Genomic DNA, 21525 nt, shown 5'->3' on the forward strand with positions numbered 1-21525 from the left:
CTTGTTTTTAGAGGTACACCACCGGAACCGGGCATTTGTGTTTCCTAGTTTGGGATCACTGACCGGTTCAATGATGCCGGTGCTGCGGCAGGCCAACTTGGCGCAACAGTAGTTCGAATCTATTCGGGTCTAGCATTTCCGCCCATGTCCAGCGGACAAAGTTGACACCCTGGGCGCGGATCTGGTCCTCCCGTTGTTTTTCTACGATCAACCTCTCCGGAAGCGGTTTTCCGCCACCCCACTCGGCTCGAAGGTACTTGCCCCGACCATCAAACTCACCGGCTGTTTGGAACTCCTCGAACCAAAAGTCGACGAAGGCGCTGCTCCCATCACGGAGTGTGAACCGTCGCTGCAACTCGGGAGCGGGAAAACCGAGTTTGTGCATCTGAACGCGGCTCAGGGATTCCCCGGCAGATCCGGAAAGCCCCGAGGAAAATTCAAGGACGGCCATTGCGCGGTGACGGGAAGAAGCCGATGGCAGAAGCTGGGCAGCAGTGATGAGATCCGAAAGTAGAAGTGCCGACCCCTGCGGTACATCGTTGTGCCACGACGCCTGCCCAATCGCCGGGGCCCTGCCAGGTGTTGTGAAAATGTTGTTACTGGTGTGGGTGCTTGCGCGGTGCAGAGCGGAATCACAGACCGCCACGGCGTAGTCGAAGTCCAGACTCGTGAGCAACCCGAGGGTGGTCATCAACTTGTTTGTCAACAGAATTCCCCCGCATTCCACGACTCCGTCAGTGAGGGAACCAACGTGGCGTGCGATGTCGTTGCGGCTACGACCGCCAGCATTTGACGCGATGATGACATGCAGCAAAGCAGGCGTGCGCACGATCCATAAACCCCACAGCATGGCGGCGGTGGCATGACAAAAGACGGGTGGGCGTCCGGCCTGCTGTTGAAAAGCCCGCACTTTGAGGCCATACCGAGAGGCAGCGTCCAGGACATTCCAGGCGCCGGATTCCAGGTAGGTGCCGCGCCGCACACGGACAAGTTCACCTCGATTGCAGCGTTTAGCCAGTTGCCGGGGGTCGTGGCCTATCAGTTTGAGGTCGCCGGCTTGGATGAGCCGTGGTGTGTCCATGGAATAAAGGGTTCCAGCACTCGCGCTGTCCTGAAAGAGGTGAAACGTCATCTGTGGACAACGCGGGTGCGCGATCCACAGAAAGGACGGTTGCCCTCGGTGGGGTGGTCGCGCCTGGTTACCCTTTTCGCGCCCGGTTGCCCTCGGTGGGGTGGGGTGGTCGCGCCTGGTTACCCTTTTCGCGCCCGGTTGACGGGGCGCGAAAAGCGCCACGGGGGGGCGATAGGGAAAATGGCGACTAATTCAGCCCATGGAATTCGGCACAGTGAACCAGCCCCGAATCCATTGTTGCGTGTGCCCTAAACGGTAACTTTCTTTGGCCGGGGTTATGGCCAGGGGATACCGTGGAAACATGAAGTATGCGAACTCCGTGCTGGACCTTGTGGGTAACACTCCGCTGGTGAAACTGAACAGGGTCACCGAAGGCGTTCAAGCCACCATTTTGGTGAAACTCGAATACCTCAACCCGGGCGGTTCCGCTAAGGACCGCATTGCCGTGAAGATGCTGGATCAGGCGGCCAAAGAAGGGCTGATCAAGCCCGGTGGCACCGTGGTGGAGCCCACCAGCGGCAACACCGGCGTGGCCATGGCAATGGTGGCCCAAGCCCGCGGATATAAGTGTGTGTTTGTGGTTCCGGACAAGGTAGGGGCGGACAAACGAGCTGTACTGGCGGCATACGGCGCAGAAGTGGTGGTGACACCCTCGGCGGTTGCGGCAGATAGCCCGCAGTCCTATTACGGTGTCTCAGATCGGCTGGTAAAGGAGATTCCCGGGGCTTACAAACCCGATCAGTTCTCCAATCCGAATGGACCGCTCAGTCACTATGAGAGCACGGGACCAGAAATTTGGGCTGACACCGACGGTAAAGTCACGCACTTCATAGCCGGTGTGGGCACTGGTGGCACCATTTCCGGAACGGGAAGGTTCTTGCGCGAGGCTTCCAAGCACCGCCCGGACACTGAGGGCGGCGAAGTACAAATCATCGGGGCGGACCCGGAAGGATCCGTCTATTCTGGCGGTTCTGGCCGGCCATACTTGGTCGAGGGGGTGGGCGAAGATATTTGGCCTGCTTCTTTCGACCCCAGTGTTCCGCATCAGATTATCTCCGTGACAGATCACGAGTCCTTTGCCATGACCCGCCGTCTGGCCCGGGAAGAAGGCCTGCTTGTCGGTGGATCCTCCGGCATGGCTGTGGTGGCGGCGCTGGAAGTTGCCAAGGGGCTGGGACCGGAAGCCGTCGTCGTCGTCCTTCTGCCGGATAGTGGACGTGGCTACTTAGCCAAGATTTTCGACGACACGTGGATGCAGTCCTATGGCTTTTTGAAGACCACCGACGAACCCGCGATTGGGGATGTCCTTCGGGCCAAGACCGGAAAGCTGCCGGATTTAGTTCACATCCACCCGAATGAGACGGTCCGGGACGTCATCAACTTGATGTCCGAATATGGCGTCTCCCAGATTCCCGTGCTCTCCGCCGAACCGCCCGTGGTGATGGGTGAAGTTATCGGGTCGGTGGATGAGCGTACGCTGACCGGGAAACTGTTTCGGCACGAAGCTAAGCTGACGGACAAAATTACCGAACACATGCAAGCGCTGCTTCCGATCATCGGCTCGTTGGAACCGATTTCCGCCGCACGGAGCAAATTGCAGGACGTGGACGCACTGATGGTGACGTTTGTAGGTGCGCCCGTCGGGGTGCTGACACGTCACGACCTACTGAACTACCTCAACGACTAATTCTCAAGGAGAAACCCATGACTGCATCGGAAAATACAGGGTTCAACACTCGCGCCGTCCACGCAGGTCAAACACCTGACTCGAGCACGGGATCGGTGATCCCGCCGCTGTATCAAACCACCACTTTTGCCCAGGACGGGATTGGCAAGCTACGCAACGGTTACGAATACGGCCGCGGCACTAATCCCACCCGGGATGCCCTGCAGAGTCAACTAGCCGCCTTGGAGGGTGGAAAGTTCGCGTTCAGCTTCGCCTCCGGTCTGGCAGCGGAGGATGCTCTGATCCGGGCGCTTTTGGTTCCTGGAGACCACATCTTGATGGGCAATGACGTCTATGGCGGAACCTACCGGCTCATCAATAGGGTGTTGTCGGTGTGGGGGATCAGCAACGCTGCCGTTGACATGAACGACGCCGACGCGTTGGCGAGCGCTATTGCCGCCGGTGGGCCGGAGGGCGCAACGAAGATGATCTGGGTGGAGACGCCGTCGAATCCGATGATGAAAATTACGGACATCGCAGCTGTGGCCCAAGCAGCGCACGCTGTAGGCGCTGTGCTGGTAGTTGACAATACTTTCGCGTCCCCGTACCTGGCGAACCCGTTAGCGCTGGGAGCGGACGTGGTGGTGCACTCCACGACGAAGTACATTGGCGGGCACTCGGATGCCTCCGGTGGCGCGATCGTACTCAACGACGCTGCTGCTGCAGAGAAGGTTGGCTTCGTTCAGTTCGCCGTCGGGGCAGTGTCTGCACCGATGGAGGCATGGCTGACCACGCGCGGGCTCAAGACCTTGGGCGTGCGTATGGACCGACACTGCGCCAACGCACAGAGCATTGCAGAATGGCTGCTGGCCCGCACGGAGGTAGAGCGCGTGCTCTATCCAGGGCTGGTCGATCACCCAGGTCACGAGCTGGCAGCGCGCCAAATGCGCGGCTTTGGCGGGATGATTTCGGTACAGTTCAAAGGCGGAGAGAGCGCTGCGCGTACGGTGGCAGAATCAACGCATCTGTTCACTTTGGCGGAGTCACTGGGCGGCGTTGAATCGCTTATGAACTACCCGTCGGAGATGACGCACGCATCAGTGAAGGGCACCGAGTTGGCTGTGCCAGTGAATCTGATCCGGCTCTCCGTGGGCATTGAGGACGTTACTGACCTCATTGAAGACTTGGATCAGGCCATCAGTTCACTCTGAGGTCTTCGCGGTGAGCCCCAGAGTGAACTGACACTCTCACACTCTGGAGGCAACGGCCCCCACACGTGTGGCGGCGTCGTAGGTGTAGACGGGCTTGCCGCCGATGAAGACCTTCATGGCCCGCTGCATGACATCGAGAGGGTCACCGCTCCACAGCACCAGATCGGCATCCTTGCCTACCGCTAAGGAACCGATCCGATCCGCCAAGCCCAGTACCTTTGCCGGGTTGATGGTGATGGAACGCAAAGCGGTCTCCCTATCCAGCCCCTCCTTCACAGCGAAGGTGGCCTGATGGACCAGGAAGTTGATGGGTACCACCGGGTGATCGGTGATGATCGAGATCTCCACCCCGGCGGCCGCCAGTTTACCCGGATTGGCAAGGGAGCGGCCCCGCAATTCCGGTTTGGATTTGGCCGTGAAGAGCGGGCCAATGAGAACTGGTGTGCCACGCTTGGCCAGGACGTCGCCAATCACGTGAGCTTCGGTGCCGTGATCGATGACGAGGTCGTAGCCAAACTCGTCGGCTAACCGGATGGCCGTTGCCACGTCATCGGTGCGGTGGCAGTGCTGACGCCAGGGAATTTCGCGTCGGAGCACCATGGCCAGCGCCTCCATCTGGGCGTCGCGGGGGCGCGGCTCGGGCAAAGCCAACCAATTTTGAGCGGCCATGAATGCTTTGCGGATCACCAGCGCCGTACCGAGCCGGGTGGAGGGAGTCTGCTTCTTTTCACCATAAAAACGCTTCGGATTCTCCCCCAGTGCTGACTTGAGACCACTGGGGGAGCGCAGAACCATTTCCTCGATGTAGCGCCCGTGGGTGTGCAACGCCACGGCCAGTCCGCCGATGGGGTTGGCGGAACCTGGGTTGACGTTCACGGCAGTGATACCTCCGGCCAGAGCATCGTCGAAGCCGGGGTCAAAGGGATCAACGGCGTCAATGGCACGCACGCCAGCCATGAGTGGATCGGTCGCCTCATTGACGTCGCTGGTGGAACCCAGCTCGCCTTCAGGGTGCATCCCGAGGTGGACGTGGGCGTCAATGAAGCCAGGCAGCAGCCACTGTCCCTGCGCATTCACTTCCTCCGCTCCGGCCGGGACCTGCACCGAGGCACCCAGAGCGAGGATTTTACCGCCCTCCACCAGAACGGTGCCATGGAACGGTGCACCGTCGATCGGCACCACGTGGGCGTTCGTGATGGCCAGCACCCGCCTCTTTGCGGCTGCGGCCGCTTCCCGGATGGCTGCACTGATCGACGCCGTATCCGTGGCCGGCTTGGCAGGTGTTGCCTTGGACTTTCCGCTAGGGCTCGCCGCAGGCTTGGCCGGCTTGGTGACGCGCCCTGGAACGAAAGCAGGCTTGGACGTGGGCAGTGGGGGAGTCATGAGGGCCTTTCAATGCGGGTGCGCTGGTGACGGCTGGATACTGGCGGACCTGTGGGCCCTCTCCCAAGTTACCCCGGCAGAGGCATAAGCTGGGCGCATGCAACGCAAAATAGCACTGATCACCGGGGTGGGCCGTGCAGTCGGGATAGGAACAGGAATTGCCCGTGAGCTAGCTGCCGACGGTTGGGACTTGGTCCTTAGCTTCTGGCAGCCCTCTGATTCTCGCGAGCCTTGGGGCGTCCAGCGCGACGACGTCGCTGTGTTGAGTGCCGAACTTACCGCCGCCGGAGCCCGGGTCTGGGCCGTGCCGGCCGACCTGGCCGATCCGGACGCGGTTGATCGCCTGTTCGAGCAAATCGCCCAGGAAAGCGGAACCCTCCAGGGGATGGTGCTCTCTCACTCCGAGTCAGTGGACTCGGCCATTTTGGACGCCACCTTGGCGAGCTTTGAGACGCACTTTGCCGTCAATACGCGTGCCAGTTGGCAGCTCGTGGCCGCTTTTGCACGCCAGGCCGGGCCCGACGGCGGCGCCATTGTGGCCCTGACCAGCGATCATACGGCGTTCAACCTTCCCTATGGCGCGTCAAAAGGAGCGTTGGACCGGATCGTTATTGCAGCAGCACGTGAACTTGGAGGTGCGGGAATTAGCGCGAATGTTCTCAACCCCGGGCCCGTGGACACGGGTTGGATGGATGCCCGAACTCGTGTGGAGTTGACGGCTTTGCAGCCTGGCGGCCGGCTCGGTACCCCTGCTGATGTCGCGCCTAGCGTGGCGTTTTTGCTTTCACCCGGGGGACGCTGGATCAGCGGACAGCTACTGAAAGTGGACGGTGGCTTCAGCGCCTAAAAGTAGCCCCAACTGAAGCGATCGCTGCGCGTGTGAAAAACATGTCAAAAACGCGTCAAGAACGTGTCAAGAAACCATGCGCTGGCGTTAAGAACGTGTAAAAACGCCCCCCACGGCGATAAATCTGGTGTGCGATGGATCCAGAGAACTTCTCGCACATGAAAGCAGGCAGTCGTGGAATTGGTGACGTGGTTAATCTTGGGGTTGGTGGGGCTGGGACTTGTGGTGTACCTGCTCACAGCCCTCATCCGGCCTGAGAAGTGGTGAACGCGACCATGGAACTGAACGCCTTCGCGTTGGCCACACAGGTGGTCGTATTAATAGTGGCACTCGGTGCGCTGCACCAGCCGCTGGGAGCCTATTTGGCTAAGACTTTTACCAGCCACAAGCATTTGGCATTCGAGCGTGTCCTGTACAAACTCTCCGGAGTGGAACCGCGGGCGGACCAGCATTGGAAGGTGTATCTGCGCTCGCTGTTGGCATTTAGCGTTGTGTCGATCGTGGTCCTGTTCGCCTTCCAACTGCTTCAAGGTGTGCTCCCTTTCAACCAAGGCAATGGCACGGTTGACCCCTGGGTTGCCATGAATACGGCGGTTTCCTTCGTCACCAACACCAACTGGCAGACTTACGCGCCGGAAACCACCTTGGGCTTTGGTGTACAGATGCTGGGCCTGGCAGTGCAGAACTTCCTTTCCGCCGCCGTCGGCCTGGCCGTAGTTGTGGCACTTATTAGAGGTTTGGTCCGTGCTGAGACGTCTAATCTGGGCAACTTCTGGGTTGATGTGACCCGCGGAGCTCTCCGAGTGCTGTTGCCCATCAGCATCATTGGGGCAGTTGTTCTGATCATCACCGGAGTCATCCAAAACTGGGGCGGCACAGACATCCACACGTTGGTCACCGGAGCACAGCAAACCGTTCCCGGCGGACCCGTGGCATCCCAGGAAGTCATTAAGTTGTTGGGGACCAACGGTGGCGGCTACTTCAATGCCAACTCCGCACACCCTTTTGAGAACCCCAATGCCATCAGCAACCTCTTTGAAGTGTTCTTGATCCTGCTGATTCCCTTCTCGCTGCCCGCAATGTACGGGCGCATGGTGGGGGACAAACGGCAGGGCTACACGTTGCTGAGCGTTATGGCCGCGTTCTGGATTATTTCTACCGCGCTGATGGGCTGGGCCCTTGCCGCATTCGCCGGGACCGGAACCAGCGTAGGCGAAGGGATTGAACAGCGATTTGGCGCCAACGGCACAGCGCTTTTTGCTACCGCCACCACGCTGACCTCCACGGGTGCTGTCAACGCGGCCCACGACTCCTTGCCACCCTTGGGTGGTGGGCTCGCGTTGGTGAACATGATGCTGGGAGAAATCGCTCCCGGTGGTGTGGGCTCAGGCTTATACGGACTTATGGTGCTCTCGGTGGTGGCCGTTTTCATCGGTGGGCTCATGGTGGGGCGCACTCCGGAAATGCTGGGGAAGAAGGTTGGCGCCGGGCAGATGAAGCTGGTAGCCGTGTACATTCTTGTAACCCCCACGCTGGTGTTGCTGGGCACCGCCATCACTGTCTCGATTCCGGCGCTTGCCGCGGCCGCTCCCGCCGAAGGACAGCATGGATTTAGCGAAATCCTGTACGCCTTTACCTCTGCGGCGAATAACAACGGCTCCGCTTTTGGTGGCATCACCAGCTCCGGACCGGGCCTGGCCACCATGTTGGCACTGGCCATGTTCATCGGCCGGTTCCTGCCCATCGCCCTGGTGTTGGCATTAGCGGGTTCCTTCGCGAAGCAACGCAAGATCCCCAACACCGCTGGCACCCTTGCCACGCACGGGCCGCTGTTTGCCGTCCTGCTTGGCGGGATCGTGCTGATTCTTACCGCATTGACCTACTTCCCGGCGCTCACCCTGGGCCCGGCTGCTGAAGGACTGCTGAAATGAACCTGACCACCCTCCGCGCGGCACTGCCCCTGGCAGTGCGCAAAATCAATCCCCGCCTCATGATCCATTCCCCTGTCATGTTCACTGTGCTGATCGGCTCAATCGTTTGCACCGCCGTGAGCGTCCAACAGCTCCTGTTGGGTTCCTCGAACGCAGTGTTTTCTATTGTTGTCACGCTGTGGCTGTGGTTGACGGTTCTCTTTGGAAACCTCGCCGAGGCCATTGCTGAAGGCCGCGGGAAAGCGCAGGCGGATAGCCTGCGTTCGGCCCGGTCCCAGGTCATGGCACGACGCCGTAATGCGGTTTTGGTGCCAGCCGGCCAGTCCGCGGGGACGCCGGAACGCTACGAAGAAGAAATGGTCGCCGGAACCGAGCTGGCTGTGGGGGACATTGTTATAGTCGTGGCAGGGGAGCTGATTCCCAGCGACGGCGACGTCATTGAGGGGCTCGCGAGTGTTGACGAATCAGCCATCACGGGCGAATCGGCGCCGGTGATCCGCGAATCCGGCGGAGACCGCAGCTCCGTCACCGGAGGTACCATGGTCCTTTCAGACCGGATCGTGGTGCGGATTACTGCAGCTAGCGGTAAAACCTTCCTTGACCGGATGATCGCCTTAGTCGAGGGCGCCACGCGTCAGAAGACACCCAACGAGATCGCCCTAAACGTGCTGTTGGCGTCACTGACCATCGTGTTTGTCGTAGGCATCATGACCTTGGCTCCCATGGCGGCCTTCGCCAATGCGCTACCCAGTCCCGTCGTACTGGTGGCGCTGGTGGTTTGCCTGATCCCCACCACCATTGGAGCGCTGGTGCCGGCCATCGGAATTGCCGGAATGGACCGGCTCATCCAGCGAAATGTGCTGGCCACCTCTGGACGCGCAGTGGAAACTGCCGGCGACGTCACCACTTTGTTGCTGGATAAGACCGGAACCATCACCTACGGAAACCGCCGCGCGGTGGCGTTCATTGCGGCTAATGGTGTGAGCGAGGCAGAGCTGATCGAAGCAGCACGGCTTTCTTCCCTGGCCGATGAAACCCCTGAAGGCCGTTCCATTGTGGAACTGGCGCAGGAGGGTGCAAACGGACCCAGCGGGCCGGGCGGACTTTCCGCGACGGAAGCGCTGCGCGCAGACGTCGAGATCGTTGAGTTCAGCGCCGTCACCCGGATGAGCGGGCTCAACCTGCCAGTGGGGCATCCTGCGAACCCTGGTATCACGGTCCGGGAAGTCCGCAAGGGAGCCGGCTCCGCCGTCGAACGTTATGCAAGCGAGCGCGGTGGCGTGCTGCCAGCGGATGTCCGGCAAGCGGTGGAGGGCATTTCTGGTACTGGTGGCACTCCGTTGCTGGTGGCAAGCTACGAGGGCAAACGTGCCCAGATTCTGGGTGTCATTCATCTAGCGGATGTGGTCAAGCCCGGTATGAAAGAGCGGTTCGCCGAACTACGGGCCATGGGTATCAAGACCATCATGATCACCGGAGATAACAAGATCACGGCCGCGGCTATTGCTGCCGAGGCAGGCGTGGATGACTTTGTTGCCGAAGCCACCCCGGAAGACAAGCTCGCGGTTATTAAGGCTGAGCAAGAATCTGGTCGGCTGGTGGCAATGACGGGCGACGGTACCAACGACGCTCCTGCGCTAGCCGCCGCGGATGTGGGTGTGGCCATGAATTCAGGCACCAGTGCGGCCAAGGAAGCCGCGAACATGGTGGATCTGGATTCGGATCCCACCAAGCTCATAGACATTGTGGGTATTGGAAAACAGCTGCTGATCACAAGAGGCTCGTTGACCACCTTCTCGGTAGCCAATGACGTCGCGAAATACTTTGCGATCGTGCCGGCGCTCTTCGCCGCCACGTTCCCTGGTCTAGGGCTCTTGAACATCATGGGCCTCTCCTCACCGCAGAACGCCATTCTCTCCGCAGTGATTTTCAACGCACTTATCATCGTTGTTCTGGTTCCACTGGCTTTGCGAGGAGTGAAGTATCGGGCGGTTTCGGCCGCTTCCGCGCTGTCACGGAATCTGCTGGTCTACGGCTTGGGCGGCATGATTGCACCGTTCATCGGTATCAAGGCCATCGACCTTGTTCTTTCACTCCTACCAACGATTGGTTAGCACTATGAACGCCTATGGACGCCAACTTTTTACCGCAGTGCGATTCCTGCTGTGCACCACGCTGATATTGGGCCTCGCCTATCCGGTCTTGGTCTTTGGACTAGGTCAGGTCATTGCCCCGGCCCAGGCCAACGGTTCAATCGTCAGTGTGGACTCAGAAGCCGTCGGTTCTTCCCTGCTTGCCCAACCCGTCACAGGGGTGGACTTCTTTTATCCGCGACCCTCTGCTGTTGAGTGGGATCCGGCGGGGTCTTCGCCTAGCAACTTCGGACCCAACCAACCAGCCTTGCTGGAGTCCATCGCCAAGAACCGTGCGGAGGTGGCGGCCCGGGAGAAAGTAGCACCGGACACTGTCCCGATTGACGCGCTCACAGCCAGCGGCTCCGGGCTCGATCCGCAGATCTCCGTGGCCTATGCACAATTGCAGCGAGCCAGGGTGGCCGGCGCAACCGGCCTCGGCGAAGCCGCAGTTCAGGAACTAATCAGCAAGAACACCAACAATGCGTTGGTGGGTTTTCTGGGGCAGCCCTCCGTTAATACGACCACCTTGAACGCCGCGCTGATCCAGGCGCGCCGCGCGCGCTAAGGTACTGCAAGAATAGGCGTTATGGCACGGGGCATATTACGGATTTTCCTGGGCGCGGCACCCGGTGTAGGCAAAACCTACACCATGCTCGAAGATGCTCGCGCCCAGGCTGCTGCCGGGGTGGATGTGGTGGCCGGGATCATCTTGGACCACGGCCGCGCACAAACCAGGGCCCAGGTAGGCGATCTGGAAGTCTTACCCACTATCCGCATTCCTTACCGGGATGCGGACTTTGAGGAGCTCGACGTCGATGCCTTGCTGTCGCGGCGACCGACCCTGGCGCTGGTGGACGAGTATGCGCACACCAACGTGCCAGGCTCCACCAACGCCAAGCGCTGGCAAGATGTTGAACAGTTGCTGGCGGCGGGAATCGACGTCTACTCAACCCTGAACGTTCAGCACCTTGCCTCCCTCGGCGATGTTGTGGAGACCATTACGGGAGTTCACCAGCAAGAAACGGTTCCCGACGACATCGTGCGCCGTGCTGAGCAGATTGAGCTCGTGGACATTCCCCCGGAGCTGCTGCGCCAACGACTGAGCGTTGGAAATGTCTACGCCAAAGACAAAGTTGACGCGGCCCTGACCAACTACTTCCGGCTGGGGAACTTGACTGCCCTGCGCGAACTGGCGCTCTTGTGGTTGGCGGACCGCGTCGAAGAGGGCGTGGCCCACTACCGTGCGAGTCACGGCATAGAAACCAACTGGCCCACCAGGGAACGGGTGGTAGTTGGATTGACGGGTGGTCCCGAAGGAGAATATTTGTTGCGCCGAGCCGCACGAATATTGAGCCGGGTGAGCGGCGGCCAACTACTTGCCGTCCATGTTCCACGCTCCGACGGGGTGAGCGGGGACGCGCCGGCGGCATTGGAAACTCAACGCCAACTTCTCACAGACCTAGGAGGCACCTACCACTCAGTCGGAGGAGAGGACCCGGCTGCGGCCCTGCTGGAGTTCTCACGGAATATCGGTGCCACCCAAATCGTCATCGGCACCTCCCGGCGGAAACCACTTCTGGGATTTTTCGCCCGGCCTGGTGTCGGAGCCATGGTGGTGCGCAACGCCGGTGACATCGACGTGCACATGGTCCCGCACCCTCTTGGCGGCAAGGCAATGCGGGTTCGTAACCGCGGTGAGTTAAACAGGAAGCGTGTGATCGCCGGATTCGTCCTGGCCGCCGCACTGCCTGTTCTGGTGCAGCTGGGTACCGGGAACTTAAACTTACAAACCACCATGATCATCCAACTGGCAGCTACCATTGCTGTGGCGCTCGTGGGCGGACTCTGGCCAGCGGTCGTCGCAGCGGTTTGGGGTACCCTATTGCTGAACTATTACTCGGCGCCACCCATCGGAACCCTGACCATCAGCGATCCCGAGAACCTGCTTGCTTTGGCCATCTTCCTTCTCGTGGCGGTGGCGGTGGCGCTCGCCGTGGATCAATCCGCCAGGCGTTCCCGTGAGGCGATTCGGGCGGGGGCTGAAGCAGCCACCCTCAGCGAATTGGCCCGTGGAATTCTGGCTTCCCAAGACACGGTTCAGGTGTTTTTAGAGCAGGTGCGTGATCACTTTGCCATGACTTCAGTGGTTCTCTTCAGTGGCTCCGGCAGTGATTTTTCCAGTTGGCATGCCGATGCTTCGGTGGGGGAGAACCCGCCAGCCTCTCCTGAGGCTGCGCAGAACGTCGAGGAAATTTCCGAACGCTGGATCTTGGGGCTGAACGGACGAGTGCTGCCCGCCAGCGATCGCCGGCTACTGAGTGCTTTTGGCGCGCATTTGATGGCTTTGGAACAACGTGAGACATTGACCCAGACGCAACGGGAGAACAAGATGCTCTCCCAAGACAACAAAATCCGGACCTCCGTTCTGCGAGCCGTCTCTCATGACCTGCGCACCCCGCTTGCTGGGATCAAACTATCGGTGAGTAGCCTGCGTCAAAACGAGGTGGAATTCTCACCGGCGGATGAGGCGGAATTGTTAGCGACCATTGAGCATTACACGGACAGGATGGATGCCCTGGTGGGCAACCTTTTGGATATGTCACGGCTGAGCGCCGAGATGGTCAGCCCCGTTATGGGGGCCATCACGTGGTTGGAAGTATTACCGGCCGCGTTCCATGGCGTTCCGACAGAGCGGATCCGCACGGAGGTACCGGCAAATATGCCGCCCATCGAGGCCGACCCCGGATTGCTGGAGCGGGTCATCGCCAACATTGTCGAAAATGCGGTGAAATACGCGCCGGATTCATTCATTACGGTGCTTGCCTCGGTGGGGGGAAGCGGTAGTGCCACGATCGACGGTCACCCGGCCAGCGAATTGCGGGTAGTCGATCATGGTAAGGGCGTACCGGCCGGGGACGTCATGGCCATGTTCAAGCCTTTTCAACGGCTCGACGACGTTTCTTACGGCCCGCAGGGCGGGACCGGGGTGGGCTTGGGGCTGGCGGTAGCAAAAGGTTTCACCGAAATTATGGGCGGTGTCCTGGAAGCTGAGGAGACTCCCGGCGGCGGCTTGACCATGATCATTAGACTGCCACTCTCCACTGGAATTGTAAGGACCTGACATGACCACCGTTTTGATAGTGGATGACGAACCTCAGATACTGCGGGCATTGCAAATCAACCTGCACGCTCACGGGTACACGGTCGTCCCGGCAGCAAATGGGACCACAGCGCTGGCTGCCGCCCAAACCCACGCGATTGACGTCGTCGTACTTGATCTGGGCTTGCCGGACATGGATGGGTTGGACGTGATTTCCGGGCTGCGCGGCTGGAGTGAGGTTCCCATCATCGTCCTCTCTGCGCGGCACGGATCTCATGACAAAGTGGAGGCGTTGGACGCGGGTGCTGACGATTATGTGACGAAACCTTTCGGGCTGGATGAGTTACTGGCACGATTGCGGGCGGCGGCGCGACGGGGAGGTTCTCAGGCGTCACAACCTCTCGTGACGACACCGGAATTTACCGTCGACCTGGCGAATAAGCAGGTGAGTCGGCACGGGGAAGCGGTACGCTTGACGCCCACGGAATGGAACGTGCTAGAACTTTTGGTGCGTAATCCAGGGCGGCTGGTGAGTCAGGCGCAGATCCTCTCCGAAGTGTGGGGGCCGGCCTACGCTAAGGAAACCCATTACCTGAGGGTGTATATGGCGCAATTACGGCGCAAGCTTGAGGTTGATCCGGCCAATCCTGTGCACCTGCTCACAGAAGCTGGAATGGGATATCGATTCGCGTTGTAATTGTGGGTAGCCTCCACCGAACTAGACTATTTGTCTTCGGCTTTTATTTCTAAGGAACTTCCATGCAACCGCATGTCACACCCCTGGGACGGGCGCGTTCAATCGCACTTGTCTCGCTGTTCATGGCATCGTTCATGGAATTGTTAGATGCCACGATCGTCAACGTTGCACTGCCGGATATTGAACGTGCCCTCGGTGCGCAAAATGCGCAATTGCAGTGGATGGTGGCTTCCTACACGCTGGCCCTGGCCGTTGGTTTGATCACCGGATCCCGGCTGGGCGACATCTATGGTCGGAAAAAGATTTTCATCATTGGGCTGGTGGCATTTACCGCGGCATCCGTCTTGTGCGGTGCAGCCATGAACCCGGAAATGCTGATCGCCTCGCGGGCCCTGCAGGGATTTGCTTCTGCCGCGATGATCCCTCAGGTTCTCTCCAGCCTTCAAGTCATGTACAAGCCTTCCGAAAGGGCCGGCGCGCTGGCGGGTTTCTCCGCGCTGGCGGGGGTTGCCGCGGTCTCCGGTCCCATCCTTGGTGCCATCCTCACTGACGCCGACCTCTTTGGCTGGGGATGGCGAACCATCTTCTTTGTCAACGTCCCGGTGGGAGTCTTCGCCGTTTTTTGTGCCTGGAAGTTCGTGCCGGAATCGGTGGCTCCCGTACGGCACAAACTGGATTTGTCGGGGGCAGTTGTCTTAGCTGCGGGAATGCTCGCCGTCCTGTACCCGCTGACGGTGGGACGCGAGGACAACTGGCCGTTGTGGACGTACATCTCCATGGGTTTTGGGTTACTGGTCTTGGTGGGGTTTGTTCTGCTCCAGCGTCGAGCAGAACATCGTGGCAAAGAGCCTCTGGTGGCTGTTTCCTTGTTCAGGAACCGTCCGTTTGCTGCAGGCATCGCCATGATGTTCTTGTTTTTCATCCCGATGAACGGGTTCTTTTTGATTCAGACATTATTCTTGCAGTTGGGCTTGGAGTACCCCATTCTCAAGGCCGGGCTGACTATGATCCCGTTCTCCATTATGGTTCCAGTGCTGGCAGGGGTGTCCGCGGCAATTCTGGCCCGGAAGATTGGCCGCGTGGTCCTTCAGCTGGGGCCGTTGGTTGTAGCAATCGGCTTTGTGGTGCTGATTTTCACGGTCCAAGGGATTGGCGGCACCGTCACTCCGTGGCATTTGATTGCGGGCCTGGCGCTCAGCGGCGCTGGATTCGGCATGGTCGTAGCTCCGGTGGGGATCTTCGTGCTCTCCGAGGTGCCGGCTAAATTTGCCGGGAGTGCCTCGGGGCTGTTTAACACCACAAGTCAGCTTGCCGGTGCTCTGGGTGTTGCCATTGTGGGCACAGTCTTCTTTAACGGCTTGGAGACGAGCACCGCACACAGCCAAGCTGGCGTTTTCATCGAGGGCTTCACATTCACCATGTGGCTCATGGCGGCAGGCATGGTGCTGGCTTCAATTGCCGCGTCATTCTTACCGCGCTGGGCTTCGGAGGCGGATATCGCAGACCAGGACTCGCCTGTTCTGGCGCCCTCTGTCTAAGGTCACCAGCAAGATCCGGATCTAGTCGAGAAGGACTGGAAAAGCCGCGCCATTCGGTAAGCCTGCACCGATTGGCGTGGTTTCGCATGCCGGTTTTGGGCTCCTGATGTCCTAGCTTCAAACGAATCTTGGAGTACTGGCTCACCCCCCGTTGGAGGGGATGAGCTGAAGGGGCCAAAATAATGTGTCTTAGACCACAATTCACCTAATATTTGTGCTAGCCTAGGTCGCGCCGGGATCAAAAAATTTTCAATCAAAAATCGAATCAGGCGTCCGATGTCGCCAACGTGAAGTTCTGGTTTTTGAAAGTACCCCTACTAGTTGGCACAGGTGATGGACAAAATGAAATCTAAAACGGGAAAGTTAACCGCAGTATTTTGCGCTTTAACATTGACCCTGGGAATGGCCGCATGCGGCACCGGGGCCAATAAGGCAGGTGCAGGTTCAGAGCTCAAGGACAAAGTGACCGTCGCGGTCAACGTCCAGCCGCCGACCCTCGACGTTCAACTGACTACGACATCGGCGTCGCAGATCATTATGAGGAACGTGTATGAGTCATTGGTGACGCTGGATAAAAACTATGAAGTGACAACGGCACTGGCTGAGAAGTACACGACTTCCGAAGACGGGAAAACCTACCTCTTCGATTTACGGAAGGGAGTGAAGTTTCAAAACGGCAAAGAAATGACGTCAGCGGATGTGGTCGCCTCGATGACGAGGTGGGCAGCGTTGAATGCCAAGGCAATTCAGTTCCTGCCGGGGGTCACCTTTACCAGCAAGGGTGACTACGTGGTGGAGATGACGTTGCAGGAGCGTGCAGCTGATGCTCTGAATATTCTGGCCGCAGGATCCCAGATGGCAGCGATCATGCCTAAAGAACTCGTTCCGCCCGCAGGTAAGACGCAGGTGAGCGAGTTTGTCGGAACAGGGCCTTACAAGTTCGTCAAATGGGAGAAGGATCAGTTCATCCAACTCTCCAAGTACGATGACTACAAGGACAACGGGCTTGAGCCTAGCGGAAATTCGGGGAACAAAGCCGTCTTCGTCAAAGACCTCATTTTCCGGTTCATTACGGACCCTTCGACCAGGGCTGCTGGCGTCAGATCAGGTCAGTACGACATCGCCACCAACATACCGGCGAGCAGTTACGACACTCTGAAGTCGCAAAAGAACGTCAAGGTATTTACCGAACCCACGGGTCACCTGATCTCAGTCTTCAATCAGCGAAGCGGGCCGACTTCCAATCTCAAGGTTCGTCAGGCGATCAACGCCGCGATGGATTCAACGGCCATCATGAACACGGCATTTCCTAGCGAAAAGCTGGTCCACCTGACTGCTGACTACATGCCGTCAACCACTCGTTGGGCAAGTGATGCGGGCAAGGAAGAATACAACCAACACAATGTTGCGAAGGCCAAACAGCTCCTGAGCGAAGCCGGATACAACGGTGAACCGATCCACATTTTGACCTCCAGAGACTATGACTACATGTTCAAAGCTGCCGTCGTTATCCAACAACAGCTTGAGGCTGTTGGCATGAAGGTGGATCTGGATGTGACCGATTACGCCACTGTCGTGGAAAAGCGCAGTAAGGATACTGGCTGGGATATGGCCATGGCTAGCTTCGTCTACCAGAGCAATCCTTCTCAACTTTATGCAGTCAGCAGCACGTTTGCTGGTTCCGTCAAGGACGTTCCCAAGCGGGATCAATTGTTGAAGGACCTGCGAGCCGCCGCTACACCTGAGGCGGCCCAGGCGGTGTGGGCTACATTGCAAGGCTACATTTGGACGGACTACTTGCCATTCGTCTTCTACGGAGACTTCGACACCGTCTTTATCGGAACGGACAAAGTGCAGAACCTGGAACTCTTCCAGGGAGTTATTGGGCAGAGTCTCAAAGTTTCCAAGTGAGGAAAAATACTCTCCTCACCCATGACGCGACGATGCCGGATCCATGCAGGTCCTGTCCGGCCAAATGACGATTTGAAAGCATCGGCGCTTTCGTTGCTGGGCAGGGCGCCCCGGAAAATCCGGAAGTCCCGGCCCCGCCCAGCAACCGTCAGTGGGACTATATGTGGTGCTCAGTCCTTAGCTCAAAAAAGATAATTCGCGTGCCAGGCACCGTGCGCTGATAGAAAGAAAATTGGAGGATATCCACTTTGGTCAAGTTCTTGGCTAGACGATTACTGTCAACCATACCGATACTTCTGGTCGTTCTCACCGTGGTGTTTCTCATAATTCATCTAACCCCGGGTAGTCCGGCAGCAGTGATTCTGGGCGATAACGCAACCGATGATCAGATTTCCAACCTCAATCACCAACTTGGGTTGGACGCACCGCTTTATCAGCAATACTTTTTGTGGATCGCGGATGTCTTCAGAGGCAATTTAGGAGCGTCCTACTTCTTGGGGCAATCCGTCACAAGTGCGATCATCAGTCATATCGGCCCGACCTTCGCCATCGCGATGCTCGCCGAAATAATAGCAGTCACAATCGCTATCCCTCTTGGTATCTATGCGGCATCTCGCCGGGGGACGGTTAGTGACGTGTCCATTATGGGTGTTTCTCTTTTAGGAATGTCTATACCGAGCTTTCTGCTCGGGCTATTTCTGGCACTAATTTTTGGGGTAAACCTTGGCTGGCTTCCTGTCGCGGGTTATGAACCTCTCAGTTCAGGTGTCTGGAATTGGTTCCAGTATTTGATACTGGCATCCGTGGCGCTGGGCTCCATGCAGGCTGCGCTCTTTGTGCGGATGACGAGGTCGTCAATGCTTGATGTGCTCCGCAAGGACTACATCAGAACCGTTCGCGCTAAAGGCGTCAAAGAACGCGGTGTCATTTACCTACATGCTCTGAGGAACGCATCATTACCAATTCTCACTGTTGTTGGTCAGAGTGTTGGAGGTCTCATCACGGGTGCTGTCGTCACCGAAACCATCTTCAATATTCCAGGCCTCGGTCAATTGATAGTTGACTCCATCCAAAGGCGTGACCTTCCGGTTATTCAAGGAACAGTATTGTTCATAACTTTCGCATTCATTTTCGTGAATCTGATCGTCGATGTTCTCTATGGAGTCCTTGACCCACGAGTTCGGCTGAAGTGAAAGGAAGAAATCATGCCAAATGTAAGTTCAACTAAAGTTCTTACCCAACGAACTTTAGTGGCGCCCTCTAAGCGCTCAATGTTCGTTCGGAAAATTATGGGAAGCCGATTTACAGTGTTCGGCGGCAGCATAGTGATCCTCCTCGCGCTCCTAGCCATCGTGGGTCCGCTTCTGACGCCTTACAACCCTTTGGAGTTGGGCCCTGACGCATTGGCGGGACCATCGGCGTCGCACTGGATGGGAACTGACGAGTTTGGCCGAGACCTGGCCACGAGAATTCTCTACGGAGCACGAACCTCGCTGGGAATCGGTGCGTCGGTGGCACTCATTACGGCATTCTTCGGCGCCACGATCGGGCTTCTTGCGAGCTACTACCGTGCGGCGGATAACATATTGATGCGCATCATGGACGGACTGATGGCTTTCCCGAGCATCTTGCTGGCGATTTCCTTGATGGCAGCACTCGGGCCGAAGACCGAAAACGTAGTGCTTTCCCTGAGCGTGGTCTTTACGCCGTATATTGCACGAGTCGTAAGATCTGCCGCACTTTCCATCAAGGACGAGCTGTATATCGACGCGGCCAGAGTCCAAGGCGTGAGCGACCTCCGTATCATTTTGAAACACGTCGCTCCGAACATACTTTCGCCCTTGGTCGTTCAAGTCACGTTCATCTTTGCGGATGCGATCATCAACGAAGCATCGCTGAGCTTTTTAGGGGCGGGTGTTCCTGCTCCAGCCCCGAGCTGGGGGAGTATATTGCTCGCGGGAAAGTCTGTGATTTTCGAGTCAAGCTGGATGGTTATATTCGCAGGCGGCATCATTATTCTGTCCGTTTTGGGTTTGAATTTGCTCGGTGACGGACTCAGAGACTTACTGGACCCGCACGTTCAAAACATTCGTAAGAAGCGCAAACCGTTCTTGATTTTTCGCGGCCTCATTTCTTCCAGACGTGTCCCGGCTGCCTTTGCCGATGTTGAGCCCCTGCTCGAGGATCAGGTAGACGTCGATGAAAATCCCAAGTAGACCACGTGAGAAAACTTGCGATAAGGAAAAGACCATGAATATGGACAAGAGCGAAACCCAGGTAATCGATGCAGCGCCTTTTCAGCAGGACGGCGAGCTGGCCCTGGAAGTACGTGATCTTAGTGTCGAATTCGAATCGAATGGCGAATGGATTCAGGCCGCGACTGACCTCAATTATGATGTTTACAAGGGGGAAATCCTTGCAATAGTTGGTGAGTCTGGTTCTGGTAAGAGCTCAAGTGCCATGGCACTCTTGGGGCTGTTGCCTGAAAACTGCAGAACCTCAGGAAGCATCAAGCTCAATGGGGAAGAAATCGGAAACCTCGATGCTGGAGGGCTTCGCCGCCTCCGCGGAAAACGGATAGCTGTAGTTTTTCAGGAACCGATGACGGCGCTGGACCCCTTGTATACGGTTGGTAAGCAGATTATTGAAGCCATCACTGTGCACAACAATATGAGTAAGAGTGCTGCGCGTGAGCGTGCGCTGGAGCTCTTGGAAATAGTGGGCTTGCCCAATCCAGAGAAGACGTTTGCTTCCTACCCGCACCAATTATCCGGTGGCCAGTGTCAACGTGTAGTTATTGCACAGGCCATTTCATGTGATCCGGATGTGCTGATTGCTGACGAAGCGACAACAGCATTGGATGTGACGGTTCAAGCCGAGATCCTGGATCTGTTGCGAAACTTGCGCCATCGTCTTCACTCGGCGATTCTGCTCATTACTCATGACATGGGCGTTGTAGCCGATCTTGCTGATCGTGTGGTCGTCATGCGCAGCGGGCGGATTGTTGAAATTGGAAGCACCCAACAGATCTTCGCGAACGCGCAGCAGCCTTACACGCAGGAATTGCTTTCGGCTGTGCCTCGCTTGGGTGCGACAACAGTGCGTGAACACGTTGTCAATCGGGAAGACGCGCCCAGCTTGTCCATGAAAAATGTGACCATCGACTACCCCAAGCAAGGCAACTCTCCGGTATTTCGAGCAGTGGAGGATTTCTCTCTCGACATTCATGCCGGAGAGCTAGTTGCCTTGGTTGGTGAATCGGGCTCTGGAAAGACCACCATTGGCAGAGCAGTCATGGGGTTGGTCCCCATAGCTTCCGGTGAGGTAAGTGTTCTTGGTCATGACCTATGGAAACTCAAAAAGGCCGCTCTTCGCGACGTACGCCGGCAAATTGGGATCGTCTTTCAGGACCCAACCTCATCCTTGGATCCGCGTATGAAGATTGGGGAGAGTATTGGTGAGCCTCTCAAGGTCGCCGGTGTTGCCAAGGGACGGCGGCTTGACTCGATGGTCGAAGACCTGCTGGAGCAGGTAGAACTACCTCGAGCCTTTTTTGGGCGATACCCCAATGAATTATCAGGTGGTCAAAAGCAGAGGGTGGTCATTGCTCGAGCACTGGCATTGAGCCCCAAACTGCTGGTGGCCGATGAGCCAACATCTGCACTTGACGTTTCCGTGCAGGCGCGCTTTTTGGAACTGCTTCTGCAGTTGCAGCAGAATCTGCAATTCGCTTGTCTGTTTATCAGCCATGACTTAGCGGTTGTGGATCTATTGGCGCACAGGGTCGTAGTGCTGCGCAATGGGAAACTCGTCGAAGAAGGACCTCGAGACGCAGTTCTGCGAAACGCGAAGGAACCCTACACGCAGCGCTTGATCTCTGCCGTTCCACTGCCTGATCCAGAGGCGCAGCGTATCAATCGGGAACGGCGCGTTGCGAGTCTGAGGACCTAGCCGCTTGTTACGTACTAGCTCCG

Annotated in this window: 16 protein-coding genes; 14 read left to right on the plus strand and 2 right to left on the minus strand. The window is 57.8% G+C overall.

Annotation, left to right across the window (positions count from 1 at the left end):
- Positions 1 to 67: 67 nt before the first annotated feature.
- On the minus strand, positions 68 to 1081 hold the full coding sequence (locus LOH53_RS15780; RefSeq protein WP_230068717.1) for a type IV toxin-antitoxin system AbiEi family antitoxin domain-containing protein: 1014 nt from the start codon (positions 1079 to 1081) through the stop codon (positions 68 to 70).
- A gap of 352 nt (positions 1082 to 1433) precedes the next feature.
- On the opposite strand from LOH53_RS15780, the gene LOH53_RS15785 reads away from it, so the two are divergent.
- On the plus strand, positions 1434 to 2819 hold the full coding sequence (locus LOH53_RS15785) for a cystathionine beta-synthase (RefSeq protein ID WP_230068718.1): 1386 nt from the start codon (positions 1434 to 1436) through the stop codon (positions 2817 to 2819).
- 17 nt (positions 2820 to 2836) lie between these two features.
- On the plus strand, positions 2837 to 4009 hold the full coding sequence (locus LOH53_RS15790; protein WP_230068719.1) for a cystathionine gamma-synthase: 1173 nt from the start codon (positions 2837 to 2839) through the stop codon (positions 4007 to 4009).
- Positions 4010 to 4045: 36 nt separating this feature from the next.
- Here LOH53_RS15790 and LOH53_RS15795 read toward each other — a convergent pair whose 3' ends face one another.
- Positions 4046 to 5392 (minus strand): amidohydrolase, encoded by a 1347-nt coding sequence (locus LOH53_RS15795; RefSeq protein ID WP_230068720.1) that lies wholly within the window; start codon positions 5390 to 5392, stop codon positions 4046 to 4048.
- Positions 5393 to 5489: 97 nt separating this feature from the next.
- Here LOH53_RS15795 and LOH53_RS15800 point away from each other — a divergent pair, with 97 nt between their 5' ends.
- From LOH53_RS15800 to LOH53_RS15855, 12 genes are all read left to right on the plus strand, one after another.
- Positions 5490 to 6239: an SDR family oxidoreductase gene (locus LOH53_RS15800; protein WP_230068721.1), complete on the plus strand. Its 750-nt coding sequence runs from the start codon at positions 5490 to 5492 to the stop codon at positions 6237 to 6239.
- Between the two features lie 183 nt (positions 6240 to 6422).
- Positions 6423 to 6506 carry a K(+)-transporting ATPase subunit F gene (gene kdpF / locus LOH53_RS16880; protein ID WP_326832802.1) on the plus strand — a complete coding sequence of 28 codons (84 nt, stop codon included), beginning with the start codon at positions 6423 to 6425 and terminating at the stop codon, positions 6504 to 6506.
- 8 nt (positions 6507 to 6514) lie between these two features.
- Positions 6515 to 8170 carry a potassium-transporting ATPase subunit KdpA gene (gene kdpA, locus LOH53_RS15810; RefSeq protein ID WP_230068722.1) on the plus strand — a complete coding sequence of 552 codons (1656 nt, stop codon included), beginning with the start codon at positions 6515 to 6517 and terminating at the stop codon, positions 8168 to 8170.
- Positions 8167 to 10284: a potassium-transporting ATPase subunit KdpB gene (kdpB, locus tag LOH53_RS15815; RefSeq protein WP_230068723.1), complete on the plus strand. Its 2118-nt coding sequence runs from the start codon at positions 8167 to 8169 to the stop codon at positions 10282 to 10284. The genes kdpA and kdpB overlap by 4 nt, the downstream gene beginning before the upstream one ends.
- Positions 10285 to 10288: 4 nt before the next feature.
- Positions 10289 to 10870 (plus strand): potassium-transporting ATPase subunit KdpC, encoded by a 582-nt coding sequence (gene kdpC / locus LOH53_RS15820; protein ID WP_230068724.1) that lies wholly within the window; start codon positions 10289 to 10291, stop codon positions 10868 to 10870.
- A 21-nt stretch (positions 10871 to 10891) separates the two neighbouring features.
- Entirely contained in the window at positions 10892 to 13426 is a 2535-nt protein-coding gene (locus LOH53_RS15825; RefSeq protein ID WP_230068725.1) for a DUF4118 domain-containing protein, read from the plus strand.
- Between the two features lies 1 nt (position 13427).
- Positions 13428 to 14102: a response regulator gene (locus LOH53_RS15830; protein ID WP_230068726.1), complete on the plus strand. Its 675-nt coding sequence runs from the start codon at positions 13428 to 13430 to the stop codon at positions 14100 to 14102.
- Positions 14103 to 14164: 62 nt separating this feature from the next.
- Positions 14165 to 15640 carry an MFS transporter gene (locus tag LOH53_RS15835; RefSeq protein ID WP_230068727.1) on the plus strand — a complete coding sequence of 492 codons (1476 nt, stop codon included), beginning with the start codon at positions 14165 to 14167 and terminating at the stop codon, positions 15638 to 15640.
- 342 nt (positions 15641 to 15982) lie between these two features.
- The gene (locus tag LOH53_RS15840) at positions 15983 to 17551 is read left to right on the plus strand and encodes an ABC transporter substrate-binding protein (RefSeq protein ID WP_230068728.1); all 1569 of its coding nucleotides are present in this window, start codon (positions 15983 to 15985) and stop codon (positions 17549 to 17551) included.
- A 260-nt stretch (positions 17552 to 17811) separates the two neighbouring features.
- Positions 17812 to 18744: an ABC transporter permease gene (locus tag LOH53_RS15845; protein ID WP_230068729.1), complete on the plus strand. Its 933-nt coding sequence runs from the start codon at positions 17812 to 17814 to the stop codon at positions 18742 to 18744.
- Between the two features lie 12 nt (positions 18745 to 18756).
- Positions 18757 to 19767 carry an ABC transporter permease gene (locus LOH53_RS15850; RefSeq protein ID WP_230068730.1) on the plus strand — a complete coding sequence of 337 codons (1011 nt, stop codon included), beginning with the start codon at positions 18757 to 18759 and terminating at the stop codon, positions 19765 to 19767.
- Positions 19768 to 19801: 34 nt separating this feature from the next.
- Positions 19802 to 21502, plus strand: a complete 1701-nt coding sequence (locus LOH53_RS15855; RefSeq protein WP_376991781.1) for a dipeptide ABC transporter ATP-binding protein — start codon at positions 19802 to 19804, stop codon at positions 21500 to 21502.
- Positions 21503 to 21525: the final 23 nt, after the last annotated feature.

Origin of the sequence: Arthrobacter cryoconiti, assembly GCF_020905375.1 — a bacterium.
GTDB lineage: Bacteria > Actinomycetota > Actinomycetes > Actinomycetales > Micrococcaceae > Specibacter > Specibacter cryoconiti.

Excerpts from the sequence above, each read along its gene's own strand:
- LOH53_RS15780 (WP_230068717.1), bottom strand. The coding sequence starts at position 1,081 with ATGGACACACCACGGCTCATCCAAGCCGGCGACCTCAAACTGATAGGC.
- LOH53_RS15785 (WP_230068718.1), top strand. The coding sequence starts at position 1,434 with ATGAAGTATGCGAACTCCGTGCTGGACCTTGTGGGTAACACTCCGCTG.
- LOH53_RS15790 (WP_230068719.1), top strand. The coding sequence starts at position 2,837 with ATGACTGCATCGGAAAATACAGGGTTCAACACTCGCGCCGTCCACGCA.
- LOH53_RS15795 (WP_230068720.1), bottom strand. The coding sequence starts at position 5,392 with ATGACTCCCCCACTGCCCACGTCCAAGCCTGCTTTCGTTCCAGGGCGC.
- LOH53_RS15800 (WP_230068721.1), top strand. The coding sequence starts at position 5,490 with ATGCAACGCAAAATAGCACTGATCACCGGGGTGGGCCGTGCAGTCGGG.
- kdpA (WP_230068722.1), top strand. The coding sequence starts at position 6,515 with ATGGAACTGAACGCCTTCGCGTTGGCCACACAGGTGGTCGTATTAATA.
- kdpB (WP_230068723.1), top strand. The coding sequence starts at position 8,167 with ATGAACCTGACCACCCTCCGCGCGGCACTGCCCCTGGCAGTGCGCAAA.
- kdpC (WP_230068724.1), top strand. The coding sequence starts at position 10,289 with ATGAACGCCTATGGACGCCAACTTTTTACCGCAGTGCGATTCCTGCTG.
- LOH53_RS15825 (WP_230068725.1), top strand. The coding sequence starts at position 10,892 with ATGGCACGGGGCATATTACGGATTTTCCTGGGCGCGGCACCCGGTGTA.
- LOH53_RS15830 (WP_230068726.1), top strand. The coding sequence starts at position 13,428 with ATGACCACCGTTTTGATAGTGGATGACGAACCTCAGATACTGCGGGCA.
- LOH53_RS15835 (WP_230068727.1), top strand. The coding sequence starts at position 14,165 with ATGCAACCGCATGTCACACCCCTGGGACGGGCGCGTTCAATCGCACTT.
- LOH53_RS15840 (WP_230068728.1), top strand. The coding sequence starts at position 15,983 with ATGAAATCTAAAACGGGAAAGTTAACCGCAGTATTTTGCGCTTTAACA.
- LOH53_RS15850 (WP_230068730.1), top strand. The coding sequence starts at position 18,757 with ATGCCAAATGTAAGTTCAACTAAAGTTCTTACCCAACGAACTTTAGTG.
- LOH53_RS15855 (WP_376991781.1), top strand. The coding sequence starts at position 19,802 with ATGAATATGGACAAGAGCGAAACCCAGGTAATCGATGCAGCGCCTTTT.